Annotated in this window: 15 protein-coding genes and 1 tRNA gene; 9 read left to right on the top strand and 7 right to left on the bottom strand. The window is 44.6% G+C overall.

Annotated features, from left to right (window positions below):
- On the top strand, positions 1-187 hold a 187-nt coding region (locus AC4II3_RS21425; RefSeq protein WP_488010692.1), incomplete at its 5' end, for a hypothetical protein.
- On the opposite strand, the gene AC4II3_RS21420 is transcribed toward AC4II3_RS21425, so the two are convergent.
- A complete protein-coding gene (locus AC4II3_RS21420) occupies positions 180-1,037 on the bottom strand; it encodes a pentapeptide repeat-containing protein (protein WP_488010694.1) in 858 nt (285 codons plus the stop codon). The two genes, AC4II3_RS21425 and AC4II3_RS21420, sit on opposite strands and share 8 nt — an antisense overlap.
- A 188-nt stretch (positions 1,038-1,225) precedes the next feature.
- Here AC4II3_RS21420 and AC4II3_RS21415 point away from each other — a divergent pair, with 188 nt between their 5' ends.
- Together AC4II3_RS21415 and AC4II3_RS21410 are read left to right on the top strand one after the other, a co-directional pair.
- On the top strand, positions 1,226-1,819 hold the full coding sequence (locus tag AC4II3_RS21415) for a phycobiliprotein lyase (RefSeq protein ID WP_488010696.1): 594 nt from the start codon (positions 1,226-1,228) through the stop codon (positions 1,817-1,819).
- Positions 1,820-1,919: 100 nt separating this feature from the next.
- The gene (locus AC4II3_RS21410) at positions 1,920-5,285 is read left to right on the top strand and encodes a two-partner secretion domain-containing protein (protein ID WP_488010697.1); all 3,366 of its coding nucleotides are present in this window, start codon (positions 1,920-1,922) and stop codon (positions 5,283-5,285) included.
- A 136-nt stretch (positions 5,286-5,421) separates the two neighbouring features.
- Here AC4II3_RS21410 and AC4II3_RS21405 read toward each other — a convergent pair whose 3' ends face one another.
- Together AC4II3_RS21405 and AC4II3_RS21400 are read right to left on the bottom strand one after the other, a co-directional pair.
- Entirely contained in the window at positions 5,422-6,942 is a 1,521-nt protein-coding gene (locus AC4II3_RS21405; protein WP_488010699.1) for a zinc ribbon domain-containing protein, read from the bottom strand.
- Between the two features lie 679 nt (positions 6,943-7,621).
- Complete coding sequence (locus AC4II3_RS21400) at positions 7,622-7,789, bottom strand: NblA/ycf18 family protein (RefSeq protein ID WP_008183188.1); 168 nt, start codon at positions 7,787-7,789, stop codon at positions 7,622-7,624.
- 487 nt (positions 7,790-8,276) lie between these two features.
- Between AC4II3_RS21400 and AC4II3_RS21395 the strand changes: the two genes are divergently transcribed.
- The 3 genes from AC4II3_RS21395 (at position 8,277) to AC4II3_RS21385 (ending at position 10,617) form a co-directional block, all read left to right on the top strand.
- Positions 8,277-8,927: a phycobiliprotein lyase gene (locus AC4II3_RS21395; RefSeq protein WP_488010701.1), complete on the top strand. Its 651-nt coding sequence runs from the start codon at positions 8,277-8,279 to the stop codon at positions 8,925-8,927.
- On the top strand, positions 8,884-9,477 hold the full coding sequence (locus AC4II3_RS21390; RefSeq protein ID WP_488010703.1) for a hypothetical protein: 594 nt from the start codon (positions 8,884-8,886) through the stop codon (positions 9,475-9,477). The genes AC4II3_RS21395 and AC4II3_RS21390 overlap by 44 nt, the downstream gene beginning before the upstream one ends.
- 348 nt (positions 9,478-9,825) lie before the next feature.
- Positions 9,826-10,617 (top strand): phycobilisome rod-core linker polypeptide, encoded by a 792-nt coding sequence (locus AC4II3_RS21385; protein WP_488010705.1) that lies wholly within the window; start codon positions 9,826-9,828, stop codon positions 10,615-10,617.
- Here the strand turns inward: AC4II3_RS21385 and AC4II3_RS21380 are convergent.
- The 3 genes from AC4II3_RS21380 to AC4II3_RS21370 form a co-directional block, all read right to left on the bottom strand.
- Positions 10,597-11,559 carry an RluA family pseudouridine synthase gene (locus AC4II3_RS21380; RefSeq protein WP_488010707.1) on the bottom strand — a complete coding sequence of 321 codons (963 nt, stop codon included), beginning with the start codon at positions 11,557-11,559 and terminating at the stop codon, positions 10,597-10,599. The two genes, AC4II3_RS21385 and AC4II3_RS21380, sit on opposite strands and share 21 nt — an antisense overlap.
- 290 nt (positions 11,560-11,849) lie before the next feature.
- Positions 11,850-14,642, bottom strand: coding sequence for a PAS domain-containing protein (locus tag AC4II3_RS21375; protein WP_488010709.1), 2,793 nt, complete (start codon positions 14,640-14,642; stop codon positions 11,850-11,852).
- Between the two features lie 292 nt (positions 14,643-14,934).
- Positions 14,935-15,624: a C40 family peptidase gene (locus AC4II3_RS21370; RefSeq protein ID WP_488010711.1), complete on the bottom strand. Its 690-nt coding sequence runs from the start codon at positions 15,622-15,624 to the stop codon at positions 14,935-14,937.
- 1,125 nt (positions 15,625-16,749) lie between these two features.
- On the opposite strand from AC4II3_RS21370, the gene AC4II3_RS21365 reads away from it, so the two are divergent.
- Positions 16,750-17,868, top strand: a complete 1,119-nt coding sequence (locus AC4II3_RS21365) for a hypothetical protein (protein WP_488010713.1) — start codon at positions 16,750-16,752, stop codon at positions 17,866-17,868.
- Positions 17,869-18,144: 276 nt separating this feature from the next.
- On the opposite strand, the gene AC4II3_RS21360 is transcribed toward AC4II3_RS21365, so the two are convergent.
- Positions 18,145-18,233: transfer RNA gene (locus tag AC4II3_RS21360), tRNA-Ser, on the bottom strand.
- Positions 18,234-18,438: 205 nt separating this feature from the next.
- Here AC4II3_RS21360 and AC4II3_RS21355 point away from each other — a divergent pair.
- Positions 18,439-18,564 carry a hypothetical protein gene (locus AC4II3_RS21355; RefSeq protein ID WP_488010715.1) on the top strand — a complete coding sequence of 42 codons (126 nt, stop codon included), beginning with the start codon at positions 18,439-18,441 and terminating at the stop codon, positions 18,562-18,564.
- Positions 18,565-18,762: 198 nt separating this feature from the next.
- On the top strand, positions 18,763-19,238 hold a 476-nt coding region (locus AC4II3_RS21350), incomplete at its 3' end, for a glycosyltransferase (RefSeq protein WP_488010716.1).

Below are 19,238 nucleotides of genomic sequence, written 5' to 3'. Positions count from 1 at the left end.
GGTTACAGGTTACAGGTTACAGGTTACAGGTTACAGGTTACAGGTTACAGGTTACGGCTTTGAACGGTTTAACCTTCAACCAACCTTTCAACCTTTCAACCTTCAACCTTTCAACCTTCAACCTTTCAACCTTTCAACCTTTCAACCTTGGCCAATAGGCCACGCTACGCGAACAACCTTCAACTAGGATGACTGGCTCCTAAACTTTCCCGAGTATTGCTTCGAGTATAGGGATTCCAGGTATCGAGTTCCTTATATGGTTGATTCAAAAGCATCGAACGAGTAGCTTCACTGATGCCTTGAGCCATGGTAAAGTCAGCGCCAGCAATATTTTGTACATGGTTTAAATCTGCTCCAGTCAGGTCTGCCCCTCGCAAATCCGCTCCCTCCAGCTCCACTCCACTCATACGGGCATTGCGCAAGCAAGCCCCGGTCAGGAAAGCCTTCCGTAAGTTGGATCCACTCAAAGCAGCATCCTGCAAATTAGCACCAGTTAAATCCGCTCCGCTGAGATAACCTCCTATTACTCTAATCCCTTGCAAGTCAACTCCCCTGAGATTAGCAGTATTGAGAAAAGCACCATTGAGATTAGCACCAGGCCCAACAGCACCAGAACTTTTGTAGCGAAATCCTTCTGGCCAATTGGTTTCCCGGTCATACAGGGCTACTTGTAGATTGCTTTCATTTAAGTTAGCCATGGTCAAATTAGCTTTCCTTAAATCTGCCCGGTTTAAATAAGCCCCTTGCAAATCAGCGCCAGTCAGGTCAGCGCCAGTGAGATCAGCTCCCCTGAGATCAGCTCCCCTCAGATTCGCTTCCCGCAAAATTGCCTGACTAAGATTAGCCCCAGTCAGAGTAGCTTGGCTCAAATTAGCTTTCTGTAGGTTAGCACCACTGAGGTTAACCTGGTACAAGTCTCTCTGACTCCAATCGATGCCCTCAAGATTAGCATCAGAGATATAGTCTCCGGCTTGGAACCGTTTTAAGATATCCATAGCTTGGTTATTAGTGCGATCGCTTAACCGAGTTTGACTCATCGTAATTACTGAACTCTACCTGGAACTGCCAAGGTTAGTCTACCGTTGTGCTGGAAACACAGGATGTTAAAAACCATTACCACCAGGGTAGGGAGTAGGCTAGAGACACCAAATGATAGTACCCTAGCCTAGACTATATAGATTAACCATCTCTATCCGTATACCACTATCTGGAGGTTTAAGCAAAAATGCGACTCAAGCCACCCATGACCATGATGGACTTCTTTCGTAAAAGCGAGGGCAAGTGGTTTACTCAACGCACAGTTCATCACTTTGATAACGCTGCCGATGAATCCGGAGAATCCAATCTGATTGTTCAAGTCATCGAAAAAGATAACCCTAAAGTCCAAACCGTGTGTGACCTCCAAAAGATTGATCCAAGCCAGGCGATGGGGGGAGCGAGCTTTATGTGGCAAATCAATTTGGATGACCGGGAACCAAATTCCAAATATGCGGCAATTCTGATTGATGTTCCAGATGATGAAACTAAGCTTAGTGGCAAATTGATTCGAGACCAGGGTTATGTAGAAAGTATTCCGGTAGTGAGTCGGTATTGGTTTGGCAAAGACGGCATCCTCACCATTAATACCAATTACCAGAATAATCAGGGTCAAGAACGTTGTTGGTTTGTCACCGATGATTTTCGTGTCCGAGTCAGCACTGTGCGCATGATGAATGGCGTCAATCTCATGACCTATTGCTCTGAACGCCGTTGTGTTTCTAGGGAAATGCTAGAGCAAATGATTGAAACTAATCGCGCTAGAGCTATGGCGGCGCAATAATAATTAAGTCATTAAAAGTTCATTATCTGATCAAAATAATTCAATTCGGAGCATATTTTCTTAGATTACTCCCAAGGTTAAGTATAGGAGGCTAAGTCTGATGAAAATAGTGCGATCGCTAGTAATTTGTGGTGCTATAAGTCTGAGTGGATACTATGGGATTACTCATTCAGTAAATCCCGCTCTGGCTCAGATTGTTCCGGATAATACCTTGGGGGATAATCAAACTCTAGTTAAACCAAATGTAGAGGTTAAAGGACTTCCCGCTGACTTAATTGAAGGTGGAGCAACCAGAGGGGATAACCTATTCCATAGCTTTTCTGATTTTAATGTTGGGGACTTGCAGCGGGTTTACTTTGCCAATCCCGCTGGCATCAATAATATTCTGAGCCGGGTAACCGGTAGTAACATCTCCAAGATCTTCGGCACCCTGGGAGTAGATGGTGCCGCCAACTTGTTTTTGCTCAATCCTAATGGTATTGTTTTCGGAGCCAATTCCCAATTAGATGTAGCCGGTTCCTTTGTCGGAAGTACCGCTAATAGTATAGTCTTTGGCAATGGCACCGAGTTTAGTGCTACCAATCCCGAAGAGCCGCCCCTTTTAACCATTAACATTACTCCCGGATTGCAGTATGGCCAGAATCCGCCTCAGCCGATCGTAAATGCTGGCAACTTAGCTGTGGGAGAGGGACAGAATGTCACTTTAGTCGGTGGGAGTGTGATTAGCACTGGGGATATCCTAGCACCAGGGGGTGAGATTAATCTAGTAGCGGTTCCTCGTGAAACCTTAGTGCAGTTGGGGCAAGCTGGACAGATTTTGACAGTATCGACCCCAACGGTGCCATTAACACCATCCGATCCGGCCTCTGTCACAGAATTTTTGAGTAGTTTGAACCATGAAACCGGCCTAACAGTTTCCAGTGACGGTCAGGTAATACTTACCGATTCCGGTACTGTAGTGCCACTTACTCCAGGAACAGTGATTATCTCTGGTGACCTAAGCGCTGCCAATTTATCTCCAGGAGAAACCGGCGGCAAAGTAACGGTATTAGGCGATCAAGTTGGCTTGTTTGAAGCTCAACTCAATGGTGGCAGCAATGTCACTATCACTGCTGGAACCACAGGCAATCAGGAAGGAAATATCACTGCAGATGGTTTTGACATTACCAAAACTACAGAAGGGGAAGTCACTCTAAGTTTGCAAGCGGCCAATGATATTAGTCTCAAAAATGTTGATATCAAAGCCAGCAGTGGTTTGCTCAATCTATTCCTGGAAGCGGATAGTGATAACTCCGGTAGTGGTGATGTGGAGTTGATTGGTGGGGAGGGAATTGATACCGGCGGAGGAGCAGTCACCATTACTGCGGCTGGTGCGATCGCATTGCAAGATCTAAAAATCAATAGCGATACCGAAGGCCAGCGCAATGCTGGAGAGATAACCATCACCGCCGCTTCTCTATTGTTGAAAAACAACAGTCGTCTTGATAGCAATACTAGAGGCCATAGCAGTGGGAATGGTGGAAACATCACTATTACTGTTGCTGACTCCGTTGTGTTCAGAGGAGGCAGTGGTCTTGGTAGCAGCACTAAAGGGAATAGTACTGGCAATGGTGGAGAGATCACAATCACAGCCGGTTCTGTATTGTTTGAAGACCAGGGCAGTGGTATTGGAAGCGATACTGAAGGCCATAGCAGTGGGAATGGTGGAAAAATCACCATTACTGCTGACTCAGTTGTGATGAGACGAGGTAGTGGTATTGGTACCAACACTCAAGGTTATAGTACTGGCAACGCTGGAGAGATCACAATCACAGCCGGTTCTGTATTGTTTGAAGACCAGGGCAGTGGTACTGGCAGCGATACTAAAGGCCATAGCAGTGGGAATGCTGGAAAAATAACCATTATTGCTGACTCAGTTGAGTTCAAAGGAAACAGTGGTCTTGGTACCAACACTGCAGATCACAGTACTGGCAACGCTGGAGAGATCACAATCACAGCCGGTTCTGTATTGTTTGACGACAAGGGCACTGGTACTGACAAGGATGAGTTGCGTACTGGTTTTGGCAGCGATACTAAAGGCCATAGCAGTGGGGATGCTGGAAAAATAACCATTACTGCTGACTCAGTTGAGTTCAAAGGAAACAGTGGTCTTGGTACCAACACTACAGGGAACAGTACTGGCGATGCTGGAGAGATCACAATCACAGCCGGTTATCTATTGTTTGAAGGCAAGGACGCTGGTCTTGGCAGTAATACTCAAGGCCATAGCACTGGAGATGCTGGAAACATCACAATTAATGCTGACTCACTTGTGCTCAAAGGAGACAGTGGTATTGGTACCAACACTCAAGGGAAAAGTACTGGCAATGCCGGAATAATAACAATTAATGCTGACTCCATCTCCCTAGAAAACAAGAGTAAGATTGAAAGTACTACCAACACTAGTGGCAAAATAGGAACAATCAAAATCAAGGCCAACTCCATTTCCCTCTCAGACAGCAGAATTACTACAGCTTTAGAGGAAACAGCAGTTCTAAAGTCTCAAGAAGACCAAGACCCTAACATCATCATTCGGGGAAGCTCGCTGTCTTTAACCAATAAGGCTCAAGTGACGGCTAGTAGTTTTGGCCAAGGAGATGCTAGTGACATCTTGGTAGAGGCTGACTCTATCTCCCTTGAAAACAGTAATATCTCTACTGAAACCGTTAGCGGAGATGGTGGCAATATTACTCTCACCCTACAGGATTTATTACTCTTGCGCAACAGTAGTCAAATTACCACCACCGCCGGTACCGAAGAGCAAGGGGGAAATGGTGGGGAAATCATCATTACTGCTGATTTCATTCTTGCCGTCCTGGAAGAAAATAGCGACATAACCGCTAATGCCTTTGATGGCATGGGCGGTAATATTACACTTAACGGTCGAGGCATCTTTGGGTTCAACTTTCCTGATCAACCAACCAACTTGAGTGATATCACCGCCAGTTCTGAGCGTGGTGTAGACGGTAACATAACAATCAACATCCTTGATTTTAATCCATCTCAAGGTTTAGTAGAACTCCCGACTACTGTAGTTGACGCCTCTAAACTGATTGCGGCTAGGTGTGGTGACAATGTCAAAGTGGCATCGGATGATTCCAAAGGGGATGAATTCATTATTACTGGACGGGGTGGCTTGCCTCCGAGTCCCCTTGACCCGATCATCCGCCAGACCGTTATAGCAGATTGGGTAACCTTAGATAACTCGGCCACAACAAATTATCAGAGTCAACGAACTCGCGCTACTGGTGAAGAGTTGGCTCCCAAGCGCCCAAGGCGGCGGATTGTGGAAGCTCAGGGTTGGCTGATTGGCCCTGATGGTACTGTTATTCTGACCGCTTTCCCTACCACCCCCGATACCTGGGCTAACTCTTCGTTCAAATCCCCTTCTTGCGAGGATCTCAAGAGAATTACTAATGCTTCCTAGGGCTTAATCCTGTGGTGGGGATACTCTGAAACCGTCATAAATCTGGATAAAACCGGATAAAACGGTCAAGGTGCATTCTATTGTTGCCCGAGTGAGGAGTGGTCATGCAGCAATTGGAGTTAAGCCTCCCACTCATCTATCTGGGCGCTCCTTGCATCCCGGCAAGGAGTTCCTTGAAAGCCCGAGTTTTGCTATGGTTAAAGTCAAGCCATCCAAGCTCAACCGCATCAGCCAAACTCAGTCCCATACTTCTCAAGAAACGCGCGGTACGGCGCAACAACACTGCTTGAACCTCGGTTTTATTCATATACCGGGAAATTTCCTTGTCTGTACCCCGAGCAAGGATGTTTTTGGCAGCATTGTGGTCAGCCTGCAACACGACCCCATCAAATCTGGTAAAACTGTCCCCGCTCCTGTTCCCTAATAGGGTTCCAGTTACGGAGTCAGCTTGCGACGTGTAGCTCGGCTGGACTTCTGTTACAACCGACCCAGTCCAATTAGCCCATTTCTGCAAGGAGTCCCGCATTTCTCCCTTCATCCAGCTATTAAGCTTGCGGGACATGGCCTTGGACTGACGTTTATTTCTAATCGGCTGTGTCAAATCCAAGGCCGTAGGCCACGCTTCGCGAACAGCAAATACTTTTAATGATTCTCCTTTAAAAAGAGATTTAGAAGCCGCTCCTATAATCGACTTCAATTCTGATTGGTTTTTTCTCAATCGGCGATTTTCTGTTTTTCTGCTTAAATTGTTTTCAAGTATCCGAGCCGACTTGGCTGGATCTATTTTTTCTAGTTTTCTATGTATTGCCCACAGCTTTCCTCTATTGCGGTTCTTTGCACATATGCGATGGCCAAAAGGCCACGCTACGCGAACGGATTTCTTGGTTGCTAGTTTACCCAAGTCTTTCCCGTACGCCTGACCATCTGAATCATAGAAAGCCTCAGTGTATCCTTTGTCCACTCCTATAGCCCGGCGGGAAGAGGGAATCTCTACGGTGCCATGATCGACTAAAAAGTGAACTTCAAACCTTTGCAGGAGTTGATTGTAGATTAGTCTAATTTGTCCTTTGATTTTTCGATTAGACCTGACAATTACCCTGTTCCTTTTTCCTCTCCTTAGGCCAGCCAATTCTAGCTGATAAGTATGGCGAGATAGTCGTTTACATCTGTATCCTCCTGGTTGGTAAACTATCTGATTTTTGCTCCAGGAACGTCCTCGTTGAAACTCTTTCCTGACAAGTCTGTGCAGTAGTGGATTATCTAAGAAGGCTAAAGTCTTGAGCTGTTTACAAAGTTCCTTTCTGACCTTCTGGTTTTTCTTCCCAGAAAACCTTTTGTAGACCCTTTTTATAACTGCATCGGTACAGGCAGCCTGGCTCGCCGTGATAGCTTTAGCTACATCACTGACAGTCCACTCCATCAATTTGGAAGGTAACCCCAAGGACCCAGGTTTCCTGAAACCCCTGACTTCTGGATAAGCTTTTTTCCAGTCCAGCCCCCAATAACTGATGCTGCCCAGCTTGTTGTAAGACTCAGACCTGACGACGCCTAGTTTCTTCATCGTAGACAACAACTCCAATTCAACCGACTTGGTCATTCCCACCACGGGGACGACCTGAGTCGATATCTTTTTTGTTGTGTCTACTTTCAATGGCATCGTTAACTGGCTGTGTCCTATACTTCAAGTATAATCTAGCGCTAGTAAAATGTCTATGTCTGTCTTATACCGTTATATCCCATTTTGTAAGGACTTTTGAGGACTTAAGTGCGAGGCAGTGGATAGCTTGGCTATCAACAGCTTGATGTATCGCTCGGAGCCACTGCCCACCCTACATCTAGCTAAATCTTTATCTTTACTAGCTCAGTGGGTTGGTTGCCCAATTTTGCCTAAGTGCTGATTGGCCTGAAACGAAGGATAATCGCAAGGAAGGTAAAAATCGAGCACCCCTAATCCTATCATGTGTGCTACAATTCGGAGGAAGCGTAAGGTGAGCACTATGGGAGCTAGTTCCTAGTCTATATTCAAGATTGTTAATTCAAGATTGTTAACTCAAGCCGTTAACAGCCAAGGGTTCTTGGTAAGTATTCCTTGACTATCTAATTTCCTAACTATATCAGTGTTCCTACTTAAGTCGAAATTTAGAAAATATACTATCATATGGTAGTAGCCCAGCAAAGGCTGAAGCGCTACGATGGCTATTAGCAGTTTGGTATCAGCAGCGAAGGTTTAGATTATAGGCGTTCCCATGCCAGTGGAGATTCTTCCAATGTGGGTACGACTGAGGCACCCCTTAAAACAAGTCAAGCAAAGTGAAACCTTCGCAGCTAATTAAGAGTTAAGCGTTTTTGAGTAGATGGCGGAATAGATTCTCCTTAACCATCATTTGACGCAAAACTTCCAAGAGATAGGACTGAGCCTCCTCCTGGCTCAAAAGCTTGACTTGGTCTTGGTAGATTTTCATCTGGAACTGTTGCTCCAAACTTAGCTTTCCAGGCGTTTCCATAGGTTTACTCCTAAGCTTACATACGTTGATTAGGGCAGGCGGACGAATGTTCCGACTGCTCTTTTTTTTGGCCGTTGTTAACCAATCTAGCATACCTATAGAATAACGTCGATTCTGTCAAGCAATAAGTAATCAAAGATACAATCTGTAACAAAAATCCGTAAAGCTATGATTTGCCCTTGTGCCTGTATGTCTGACGGACTTAGCTCTTTGAATACCGATCATAAATAAATATTGATGGGGAATTGATGGGGAGAGGGAAAGTTTTGATTAAGAGTAATTATTCGGACATCATAATTACGCAAAACCTGAGGCAAAACCCAGCTATATAGTGGCACAACCGGTATAAAATGAATATATGTAGCGTAGCAGTGGAAATACTGATGGCTTGGGCATGGATCCCTTGTTTGGAAAAATCTCAGGAATATGCAAAAATTCAAGCTTAAGTAAAATTTAAATAAAAACTCGGTAAATCAAATACCATAATATGGATCCAATTATTGATGCCATGGAATTTTTCCAGCTCAGTGCTGGCAACTGGCGATCGCAACGCACGACCCACCACCTAGCCTTCCGACAAGCAGAGAAGGGAGAGTTGGATATCAATGTAGCCACCTTAGAGGCTGATCATCCCCAAGTTATTGAGCTGTGTGAGCTTCATAAGATTAACCCGAGTTTGGCAGCAGGTGGAGCTTTGGTCAGTTGGCAGGGTACAATGGCTTGGGATCAGAGTGATGACGGTCACAAAGACTCGACGGTGATGGTGCTGGTTCCAGATGCTGACTCTCCTAGAAAAGGTAAGTTATTGCGGGAAAAAGGTTACGCGGAAACCATGCCAGTAGCTGGTCTTTATCAGATGGATGCTCAAGATGGGCTAGTGCTGATTACTGAATATGAAACCATGAGTGCTCATGAGCGTTTCTCGTTTATCACTCCATCTCGGCGGATGCGTACAAGTATAGTGAAACGTTTTGGTGGATTTAGCAGCGCATCATTTTGTATCGAAACCAGGATTGACTCTAATCTAGATAATGGGTCTAATACTGGCGCTAATATTGGGACTAGTATTGGGGTGACATCTCAACAACAACAAAATGTCTTGGCACCGGAAGAGTATTATTCAATCTTGGGCTGGTGATTCCACCATCAGTGATGATCCGTTAATCCGAGGCTATCAGTATCTCAATGCTGTGGGTCAGCTGGCTTTAGACCCAAGTATGGTAGAGATCACTGATAATGTTAAAGAACGCGATCGCATTTATACCTGGATTGGCAATCACATTGATGCCATTAATGGTGAACTCCAGACTTGCTTAGACGCCTGTCATAGCTGCTATCATGATTCCCTATGCCGCCCAATGCGGATTTTGGCAAGCCCTTTAGGGGAAAAGTTTGGTATTGATGGCTTTTGCAACATCTTAGCCACTCCGGCGGTGATATTAATTGATGTCGGACGCATTGCACGGTCTGATTGGTTGAGTATTGTCGTCCATGAATATGCCCATGCTCATTTAGGTGCCCCTGGTCACGATCAGCGTTTTTTTGACGTCATTTCCCATCTCTGTTTGGGTCTGGGATTAAAACCCCCACGCTGGCAGTTAGATCTCGAAACTTACTTACGGGATTGGCCTGAGTGTCCATCCAAGACTAATCCACTGTCTTTTTGGATGGGGTATGGATGCACTTGAGCGATAGGCTATTGTCTAATTCCTTAGAGCTTTAATAAATATTAAAAATTATTACTTTGATTAACATTGTACTTAATCAAAATTAATAATCTATTAGTGATTAAGGTGATTAAGTTAAAGGGGAAGACTCAGAGTATCTTACATAGATTAATCACAAAAGCAAGAAGAGAGTTAGTTGATTAACCCATAACTATTGACGATTGACGATTGACTGCTGTCCCAACTATCACTAGTCGATTGAAAGATTAAGATATCGATTAAAACATAATTTTTTTATAGACTGACACAGGATTCATTATATATTTGATTAAGGTTTGTAAGATTTTCTAAGAATACGGAGATTAAAACGTGGCTATTCCTTTATTAAGCTACGCCCCTGTGACGCAGAATGCGCGCATAGATGGGTATGAGATACCAGGAGAAGAGCAACCCAGAATTTATTCCACTGAAAACTTGCTCTCCCCCGGAGACATGGATGCTCTAATTGAGGCAGGATACCGTCAGATTTTCTTCCATGCCTTTGCTTCGGATCGTGAACCGTTCCTGGAGTCCCAACTCCGCTTCGGTCAGATCACAGTGCGGGACTTCATTCGTGGGTTGTTGCTTTCTGAAACCTTCAAGACCAGCTTCTATGACAAAAACAGCAACTATCGGGTTGTAGAGCAGTGTGTGCAGCGGGTGCTTGGACGTGATATCTATGGCGAAAGAGAAAAATTAGCCTGGGCAGTTATAATTGCGACAAAGGGTATCCAAGGCTTCGTCGATCAACTCCTCGACAGCGAAGAGTACATGGAGAATTTTGGGTACAACACCGTCCCCTATCAACGCCGTCGAGTGATTCCTGGTCGGCCTCAGGGTGAAACACCATTCAACATCAAATCTCCACGTTACAACGAATACTACCGTGCAGTACTGGGCTTCCCACAAATCATTTGGCAGACCCAGGTGCGCAGTTACGTGCCACAAGACAAGAAGGCGAAGGCAGGGGATCCATCTCTGTATATGGGCATGGCACGGGATCTGTCTCCCCAAGGCAACACTATCCCACGAGTGTCAGCTTTGAATATCGATTACGAATCCTTAGTGCCATATCGGGCTAAGGAATCTCCGCAACAGGAACTAGCTGAAGCGAAGTCGTAGCACCTCTAAGAGTTTGATCAAAGCTAGGGGGGGAGGGGCAACAAACTCAATCCACTCCCCACAAACCGGATGCTGTAGTTGTAGTCGCCAAGCGTGAAGTGCTTGACCCGGTAGATTAACACCGACAGAACGAGCACTGCTGTAAACGGGGTCTCCAACAATGGGATGACCAATATAGCTACTGTGGACACGAATTTGGTGGGTGCGACCAGTTTCTAATTGGAAATGGATCAGGGTATAGTTGCCCAGTCGTTCTCGGACTTGCCAATGGGTAAGAGCTGGGCGTCCCCCTTTTTCTACTGGCACGACAGCCATTTTCTTGCGGTCTACAGGATGCCGTCCAATTGGTTGGTTAATGGTGCCAGACTCAGCAGAAGGAGCACCATAGACTACACCTAAATATTGTCTTTGAGCAGTTTTGGCTTGGAGTTGGGCTTGTAAATGTCCATGAGCCTGGTCAGTTTTTGCGATCGCAATTGCACCAGTTGTATCCTTATCCAAGCGGTGGACAATGCCTGGACGCTGAACACCACCAATACCTGTCAGTTTAGGGCAGTGGGCTAAAAGGGCATTGACAAGAGTACCACTTTCATGACCAGGTGCTGGATGGACTACCAAACCAGCCGGTTTATTAATAATAATCAGAACGTCATCTTCATAAAGAATGTCTAAGGGGATGACTTCCGCTTGTAATTCCAGAGGTTTGGGGTCAGGAATGGTTAGAGCAATGCGATCGCCTAGCTGAACTTTAGCTTTTTTTGAGATGCACACGTGATCATTCACTTGCACGTTGCCTTGTTCAATCAGCTTCTGGATACGAGAGCGAGACAAGTCAGTTGTTTGTTGGGCAATATAGCTGTCAAGGCGATAACTGGGAGTGGGACCAGTAGACTTGGTACTTTCCTGAACTTGCAAGAATTTGATAGAAAGCTGAGGGGTCATTGTTGATTGTTGATTGTCAACCGAACTGAGAATTAGGAATACAGAAGACTTCAATTATGTATTAATTATCAATAATTAACAATTATAGCGGTCTTCAATTAGGTGAGGTACAAATTTCCGGTTTTTAGGGAACAGCGGATCTCCCAACAGGGGATAGGGAACAGGAAACAGGGATAAAATCCTATGCACCTCATTAGGCTAGGAATAACTAGTCTAATTAATAATTAACAATAAACAATGAACCAAAAGCAATCAACCATTGTAGAAGTGATTAATCGGATTTGATCTTATTAATTATTTTGGTTAGTAGCAAAGTGCAGTGGTAGGGTAACCGTAAATGTCGTTCCCACCCCAACTTCACTGTTTACAGCAATTTTAGCATCGTGCAAGTCTAAACATTTTTTGACAATTGCTAAACCCAGTCCAGTCCCAGGGATACTGCCAACATTACTTGCTCTTTCAAAGGACTCAAATAGTTTCTCTTGGTCTTTTATAGGAATGCCGATCCCTTGATCTTGAACCTGGATTACTGCGGTCGAATCATTGCAATTGAGTTGAAATTTGATCGTACCTCCTTCTGGAGAATATTTAATCGCATTTAAGAGCAAATTGTTAACAACATGACTCAACAGTCTTTCATCGATTAGGGCATCTTGACAGCTACCATGACTAATGAACATCACGTTATGCTTAGAACCCAGGTTAATTTTGATATTTTCGAGTATGTCCTGACACAAAGCAACTAAATCTATGGGTTCTGGCTCAAACTTGAGTTTCCCGGCATCGGCTTTCCCAATCGTTAGAACATCATCCAAAAGTTGAGTCATCCGGAGCACAGCATGCTGAATCTTGTCATGGTGCTTCAGTTTTTTCTCAGGGGACAATTTTTCCTGATAGCGTTGCAGCATTTGAGCAGAAGATTGAATGGTAGTCAGTGGCGTGCGAAACTCGTGAGAAACTAATGAAACGAAACCTGAGCGGAGTTGACCCAGCTCTTTTTCCTTAGCCAATGCATTAAGAATATCTGCTTCTGCTTGCTTGAGTTCAGTGATATCCCTTCCCACCGCCTGGCATTCGATAAACTGGCCATGTTCATCAAACATAGCTCGATCACTCCACTGCTGCCAGCGAATTTCTCCAGAGTCGAGAAGAACTCGGTGTTCGTAAGTGTTGATCGGATTTTCTACAGAAAGAGAACGGAAGTTCCGGGTAACAATGTCTTCGTCTTCCGGAGGCATTTTTGGCAAAAATACTTTCCCTACTAATTCAGAGCGGTCTTTGTCAAAATAGCGGCAGTAAGCATCATTGACAAACGTTAGGGTGCCATCAAGTTTCAAGCGACAGATCAGTTCAGTTTGATCTTCGATGATGGCACGAAATCGTTCTTCACTGTGTCGCACCGCCTCCTCTGCCTGCTTGCGTTCTGTAATGTCTTCAACCATGCTCAAAATACACAGGATTTCTCCTACTTGATTTCGCATAGCCATCATGGTTAAATTGCCCCAGAGGGTATCTTGATTCTTTTTACGGTAACGTATTTCTAACTTAAAACTATCAATTTCTCCTTGTATGACCTGCCTAATATAAGGCTTGGCTTGTTCTAGGTCTTCAGGATGAGTAATTGCCAAACCATTGAGAGCCATTAGTTCAGACTTGGTGTATCCTAGCATTTCATAAAAAGCCCGATTCACCTGAATAAACTGATAATCCAAATCTGATAGTGACATTCCAATAGGTGCTTCATCAAACACCCGTCGAAATTTTGCTTCTTTCTGGTCTAACGCGGCTTCTGTATTTAGTCTCAATTCCTGATAGGCTTGCCGTAGTTCTACCTCTGCCTGCTTGCGCTGGGTAGTATCTTGGATAATCCCGATAACTTGATAAATATTTTCTTGCTCATCTAGCAGGGGAATATAGGTAGCGAGGACAGTGAGTTCACCAACCTCTGGCAAAGTCAAAGTCAGTTCTTCCACTTGTGGCATCCGGGTTTCCACAGCCTTTTGTAGCAGTTTCACATAGATATCCTTAAATACATGAGGATAGATTTCCTCGTCAGTGTGACCCAGTAGTGGTGAATTAGCAACTCCAGTTAACTTAACCCCTTGTTGATTTATAAACTGAAGCCGCCGCTGGGCATCATAGATCATAAATGTACCGGGATAATTATCCACTGCTAGGCGAAATCGTTTTTCGCTTAGGCGTAATGCCTCTTCTGCCTGTTTGCGCTCCGTGATGTCAACAATTAACCCCAGCAGACGATTGAGATTACCTGAACTATCTAGGTAAAACTGTCCTTTGTTCTGAACGGTGATGTATGTGCCATCCTTCTTACGGATCCGATACTCAATATCAAAAGGCTCTTTAGTGACAATCACCCGTTCAATGGTGTGTTGGTATCGTTCTAAATCATCAGGATAAATTAATTCATCCCACCCTTGCCCAGTTTTGGTGAGTTCTCCTGGGTAATAACCCAATACTTGTTCAAGATTGTGACCCCAAATCAATTCATTGGTCTGGGTATTCCATTCGTAGAGCAGATGACCACTAATTTGACTAACCGCTTTATAGCGATAAAGCCATTCCGTTAATAGAGCAAAGTCACTTTTGAAGTTTTGCTGATCTAGATTGAGATTTTCAAAGCCCTTACTGCCTTTATAGGAGCCAGTAGAGTTACCATAGTCCAATCCCGATTCTAGCTGTTGAGTACTAGTGATATCTTTAGCAACAGCATAGAGAAGACCCTGTTCATCCTGTGAAATTCTCCAAGCGAGCCAACGCAAGCTACCATCTTTGTGGTATAATCTATTCCGGTATTCGATTACTTTTCCTTGACCACAATCACGAAGGGCATTGAGAGTAAATGCCCGATCTTCTGGATAAATCCACTCAATCCAAGGTCGCGATCGCAATTCGGAGCAAGTCCAACCTAGAACCTTTTCCCAACCCGGATTAAGTTGTTGAAAATATCCGTTTTGACCAAAGGTGCATAATAGATCAAGTGATAAAGAAAACAAGATCTTTAGGGCGGACTCTGCCTCTGCCATTGTTTCAGTACTTTTTATGTGAGACTGAGTGGTGTTCATTGCTGGGCTCGATCCGTCAGAAATTCTACAGATAAGCTAGGGATACATCTACCCACAGTCTTCCCTCAATAATCAGTATAATCACAAGATCATCAGCAAGAATATTTTAGAAAGCTCAGAAGATTTCTCTGAGTAAAGGAAATTGTAAGGAAATTGTGAGGACATTTTGTGGTAATATTTCTTAGTCTTTTGCCCTGAAGCCCTGCTGAGAGCTTTATACTAAGCCTGATTAGTATGTTCTCTTCGAGCAGTACGGTGGTAAATAACTGTGCTAGATAATTGTGCTAGGTGACTAGGGCTGATAACTTGTCACAACTCGCCCAGCTCCGTAGCGCTGTCGGTAATAATACTGTGTTATCTCATCCCCTTGTTCTGAAAGCTGGTCAATTGCAATCCCATTTCGACCATGATCAATACCCGAACTATGAATGTAATCACCATCACCTAGATACAATCCTACATGGTTAACTTTTTGACCGGTAGCGAAAAAGACCAAATCCCCTGGTTGTAGTTGCTCCATTCTAATGGTTTGGGTGAAAGCTGCTTGCTGATAGGAATCTCTGGGTAACCAAATCCCCGATGCCGCAAACGCTGCTTGCATCAGCCCTGAACAGTCATAGTTGGGACCTACTGTACCCCCCCAAAGGTAGTAGGGATTTTGATCCATTGCTGCTTTAGTAAACCCAATTACCGCTTTTATTCGTGCTTGAATTTGAGCTGGAGACAGAGAAATGGGGCGATAAGGAGTCTTAGCTATCTCCAGTAGAGCCAAATCCGACACAGGCAACCAACCAGAATAGTTATCTTCGCACAGACGTACTTCTAAGGCATTACCGACAGGCGGGACAGACTTGACCCGGAAGTGCCTTCCTGTAGCTGCTTGTGTTGTCAAACGCTTACAGTTGGGCGAATCATAGAGGTTGAGATTAGCACGACAGTAGTATTCTAAATCATTGGCTCGTAATTGCTCAAGCAAAACCATAGTATAGGAAGGCGGAACTTACACTCAGATTATGATCCTTTTCTAGAAGGATGAACAACTAGGAAGATTCAGCAGTGAAATCAACCGTTGCCCGTTGACCAACCTTTCCCTGACTGCCTCATGATCAAGTTACTCTGATCGAGCGCCTCCGTATCTGTTATGGGAGTTACGGTACTCGAAAGGTGCGACTGCCGCCACGGGAATTTAATTCTTAATGGGCAAAGGGAACCTAAGCTGTTCTAGTCAACTTTTGCATGGATGCATGGATGCCTATTGCCTTGCAAATAGGGCTATACAGAGATTTTACTCGAAGACCCAACACTGAAAGCCCCGTCACAAAGCGAGGGTGTATGGTCAGTGAATAGCGACTAAAGTCGCCTAGAAAAAATCTTGCAATTGGTGTTGACTATTATCTAGCGCCATAGTATACTAAAGGTATGAGTACAGGCTGAGAAACCGCAGGCTGAGCCGGGAGAGAGACCCGTAACTTACTGACCTGAAAGCAGTAATGCTCGGAGGGTAGGGAAAGTCCTCCTTAAAAACCCAACCGTCAATTAACCGTTGGCGTGTGAACCTAGCAGAATCACATTTTGAGAAACAAAACGGTACGGCGGGGCACGCCGGAACCAGGTGAAAAGGAAGAAAACGGACTTTTTAAGGCACTTCCCTACAAGTAGCCAAACGCGATCGCGAGAATTGCCCGCTGGGTCTACTGTGAACTGAACTGAATTCTTGGTCTTGACGGGTATTTGGTAATGGTACTGCCTAATTTTTGGCGGCGTCAAAGATTAGGACATGGTGGTTTAAGGCAGCTCGTTGATCTGGGAATCGCCGTTCTTTCAAGACGGCGAGTGTCAAAGGTTTAGATAGCTAAGTCCTGTGTTAGTGATGTTTACGCAGGGCAAAACTAAAAGGCAAAATGAGGTTATTCTGCTCTTTGTATCTGGTAAAGTTGGTCCGATGAGTAGACTATCCTAGGATTGGGTTCAAGTTCTTGAGTAGCTTATCTGATCTCAATGGCTAGCAGCTACAAGTTACTGACCAAGAAATATAGCTTTTAGCTTTTGGCTAACTGCTAAATTTGTTACCCCTAACCAATGACCAAGTAGTTTTTGAGGAGTGAGTGTGAAGAGTAATTTTCCTAAGACCCTTTCGATGCAACTGAGTATGGCAGTATTGACGATGGTCAGTTACCAGCTGTCTGCTACTGCTGAAACACCTACCTATAATTCATCGGTAAAGCAATTTACCCAGACAGCAGCAGCGGTCAGACCTGAGCAATTAGCAGCAGCTTCCACCATCACAGTTGACCCTAATCGATTTAATCCGGAAACTACACAGACTCCTGAAAATATCTTCAGACCAACTACTCTGCCATCAGAGAATCTCAACACTATCACTGACAATCAAGCTAATTCCCGTTTAGGGCAATTGGACAGGATAGGAGCAGCGGTTCGTGCTACTAAGTCGGTAGGGTCTCCTAGTGAATTGGTCAACCGCTCCCAATTCAATGGCTCAGTTGCACCAATTGCTGACTATACAGTTACACAGAAGCAGGTACCATTAGCTAATTTAGAAACTATCCAGTATCCTGCTGATCTCCCCAAACAAGAGCTAGAACCGATCACTGAGCAATCCCAAAAACCTTCTCAACAGTTAAATAATCCTGTGGTAGCTCCACCGAGACCAGGGACTTTAGCTACATCTGTGGCCGCTCTCCAAATACAACTAGATCCAGCTAGCTCTCCCACGTCAGAGCCAACCTCCTATGAAGTAGGCACCCCTGTAGCTCAAAGAAATATTGACCCTACTGGCAAGAGCCTCGGGGTTGGAAACTATATCGGAGTTGGCGGTCATATCGGTTTTACTGATGATGGCACCAATATTGGTCGAGGTGGCTTTATGATTAACGGCAAATACGATTTATCCCCCACCTTATCAGTGCGTCCTAGCATACTAATCAATGATGATGCTACCTTTGTGATCCCAGCCACTTACAACTTTATTTTCCAGGATGAACCGTTTGAGCCGCCTACTTACTCAGCTTTCGCTGGTGCTGGTTTGGCTTTTTCTACAGGTGATGAGGACAATGTCGGTTTAATCGTTACTGGTGGTGTTGATTGGCCATTTGGACCCAATTTTGTTGCCAATGCTGCTTTAACTGGTGGAATTTTTGTTGATGGTGCCACAGATCTCGGAATTTCTTTTGGCATTGGTTATAGCTTCTCTAACTTTGATAGGTAGACAAGGGACAGATCTAAGCAAAGGAGGGATAAGATACAGTGATGATGCATCTCATCCCTCCTTTTTAAAAGGAGCTAGGTAATTTAAAAGGAGCTAGGTAAATTTAATCAAATTTTCCATATCTCTTGGTGCGTGTTCCCTAGCGCTTTTTCAACGCTTGGGGTCGCACCGCTTTGAAAAAGCTCGAACTAGCACTGCTTTTCCAAGCAAGGAAAGTTCTATTTTTGCCAAAAGTAGATTTTGCGAGTTAGTTGATGATACTCAGATGATACTCAACGGAGAGGGAGGGATTCGAACCCTCGGATAGGCCTGAACCTATCAACAGATTAGCAATCTGCCGCTTTCGACCACTCAGCCACCTCTCCAAGGTGGTGTCTATCCATTATAGCACATTTTTGAGGTTGTCAACTGCTACTAATTTAAATTTTATGATTAGAAACTATGAGCGTTCGCTAGCCAACGCCCTTCGGGCTAATCGCTTACACCACTGCAATATGAGCGTTCGCTAGCCAACGCCCTTCGGGCTAATCGCTTACACCACTGCAATAGGAAAATGCAATAGGAAAATTTATGATGACTCTCGGACTCTCCCAATATCTCAGAGATCCACTATTTTTAAGTGAGGGAGATTCAGCCAGCTATAAAGACCTGTATGAAATCCCAGAAGCATCTCAAGAAGCTAGTAATACCATATAGTGCCCGACTTAAGTTATCATTGATATAAATAAATTGTTTAAATTTATTTACTTCCATCCACTGATGTGTTAGGCACACCTGAGAGGTTAAAATTTGTTAAGTGAGTGTGTAAAAGCTCGACGCTGAGGGTTTAGCCGGATAGAGGTCAGACTCCCCATACCTGAAAACCTTCTGTAAGCTCCAACATCAAAAAAGCCTATGAATACGAAAAATACACAGCACATTGCTCTGATCTCCGTTCACGGAGATCCAGCGATAGAAATCGGTAAGGAAGAAGCTGGAGGACAGAATGTGTATGTGCGCCAAGTGGGTGAAGCTCTTGCTAAGCAGGGGTGGCAGGTCGATATGTTTACTCGCCTCTCCAGTTCCAACCAAGCCACAATTGTTGAACATACTCCAGGTTGTCGTACTATTCGCCTAACTGCTGGTCCAAAAGCATTTGTGCCACGACAGGAGATTTTTGAATACTGCGGTGAGTTTTTAACCGAATTGCTTAAGTTTCAGGAGCAATCAGGCATTCACTACTCAATAGTACATACAAACTACTGGCTTTCGGCTTGGGTCGGTATGGAGTGGAAGAAGCGTCAATCCCTTCTTGATGCAATAGCGAGTGGGGGAAACCAACGGCAGTCGCTCATGGGGGGAACCCCCAAGACCGCGCTGCCTCCCCAAGA

Source organism: Moorena sp. (assembly GCF_982860115.1).
This window is presented reverse-complemented; position numbering and strand designations above follow the sequence as displayed.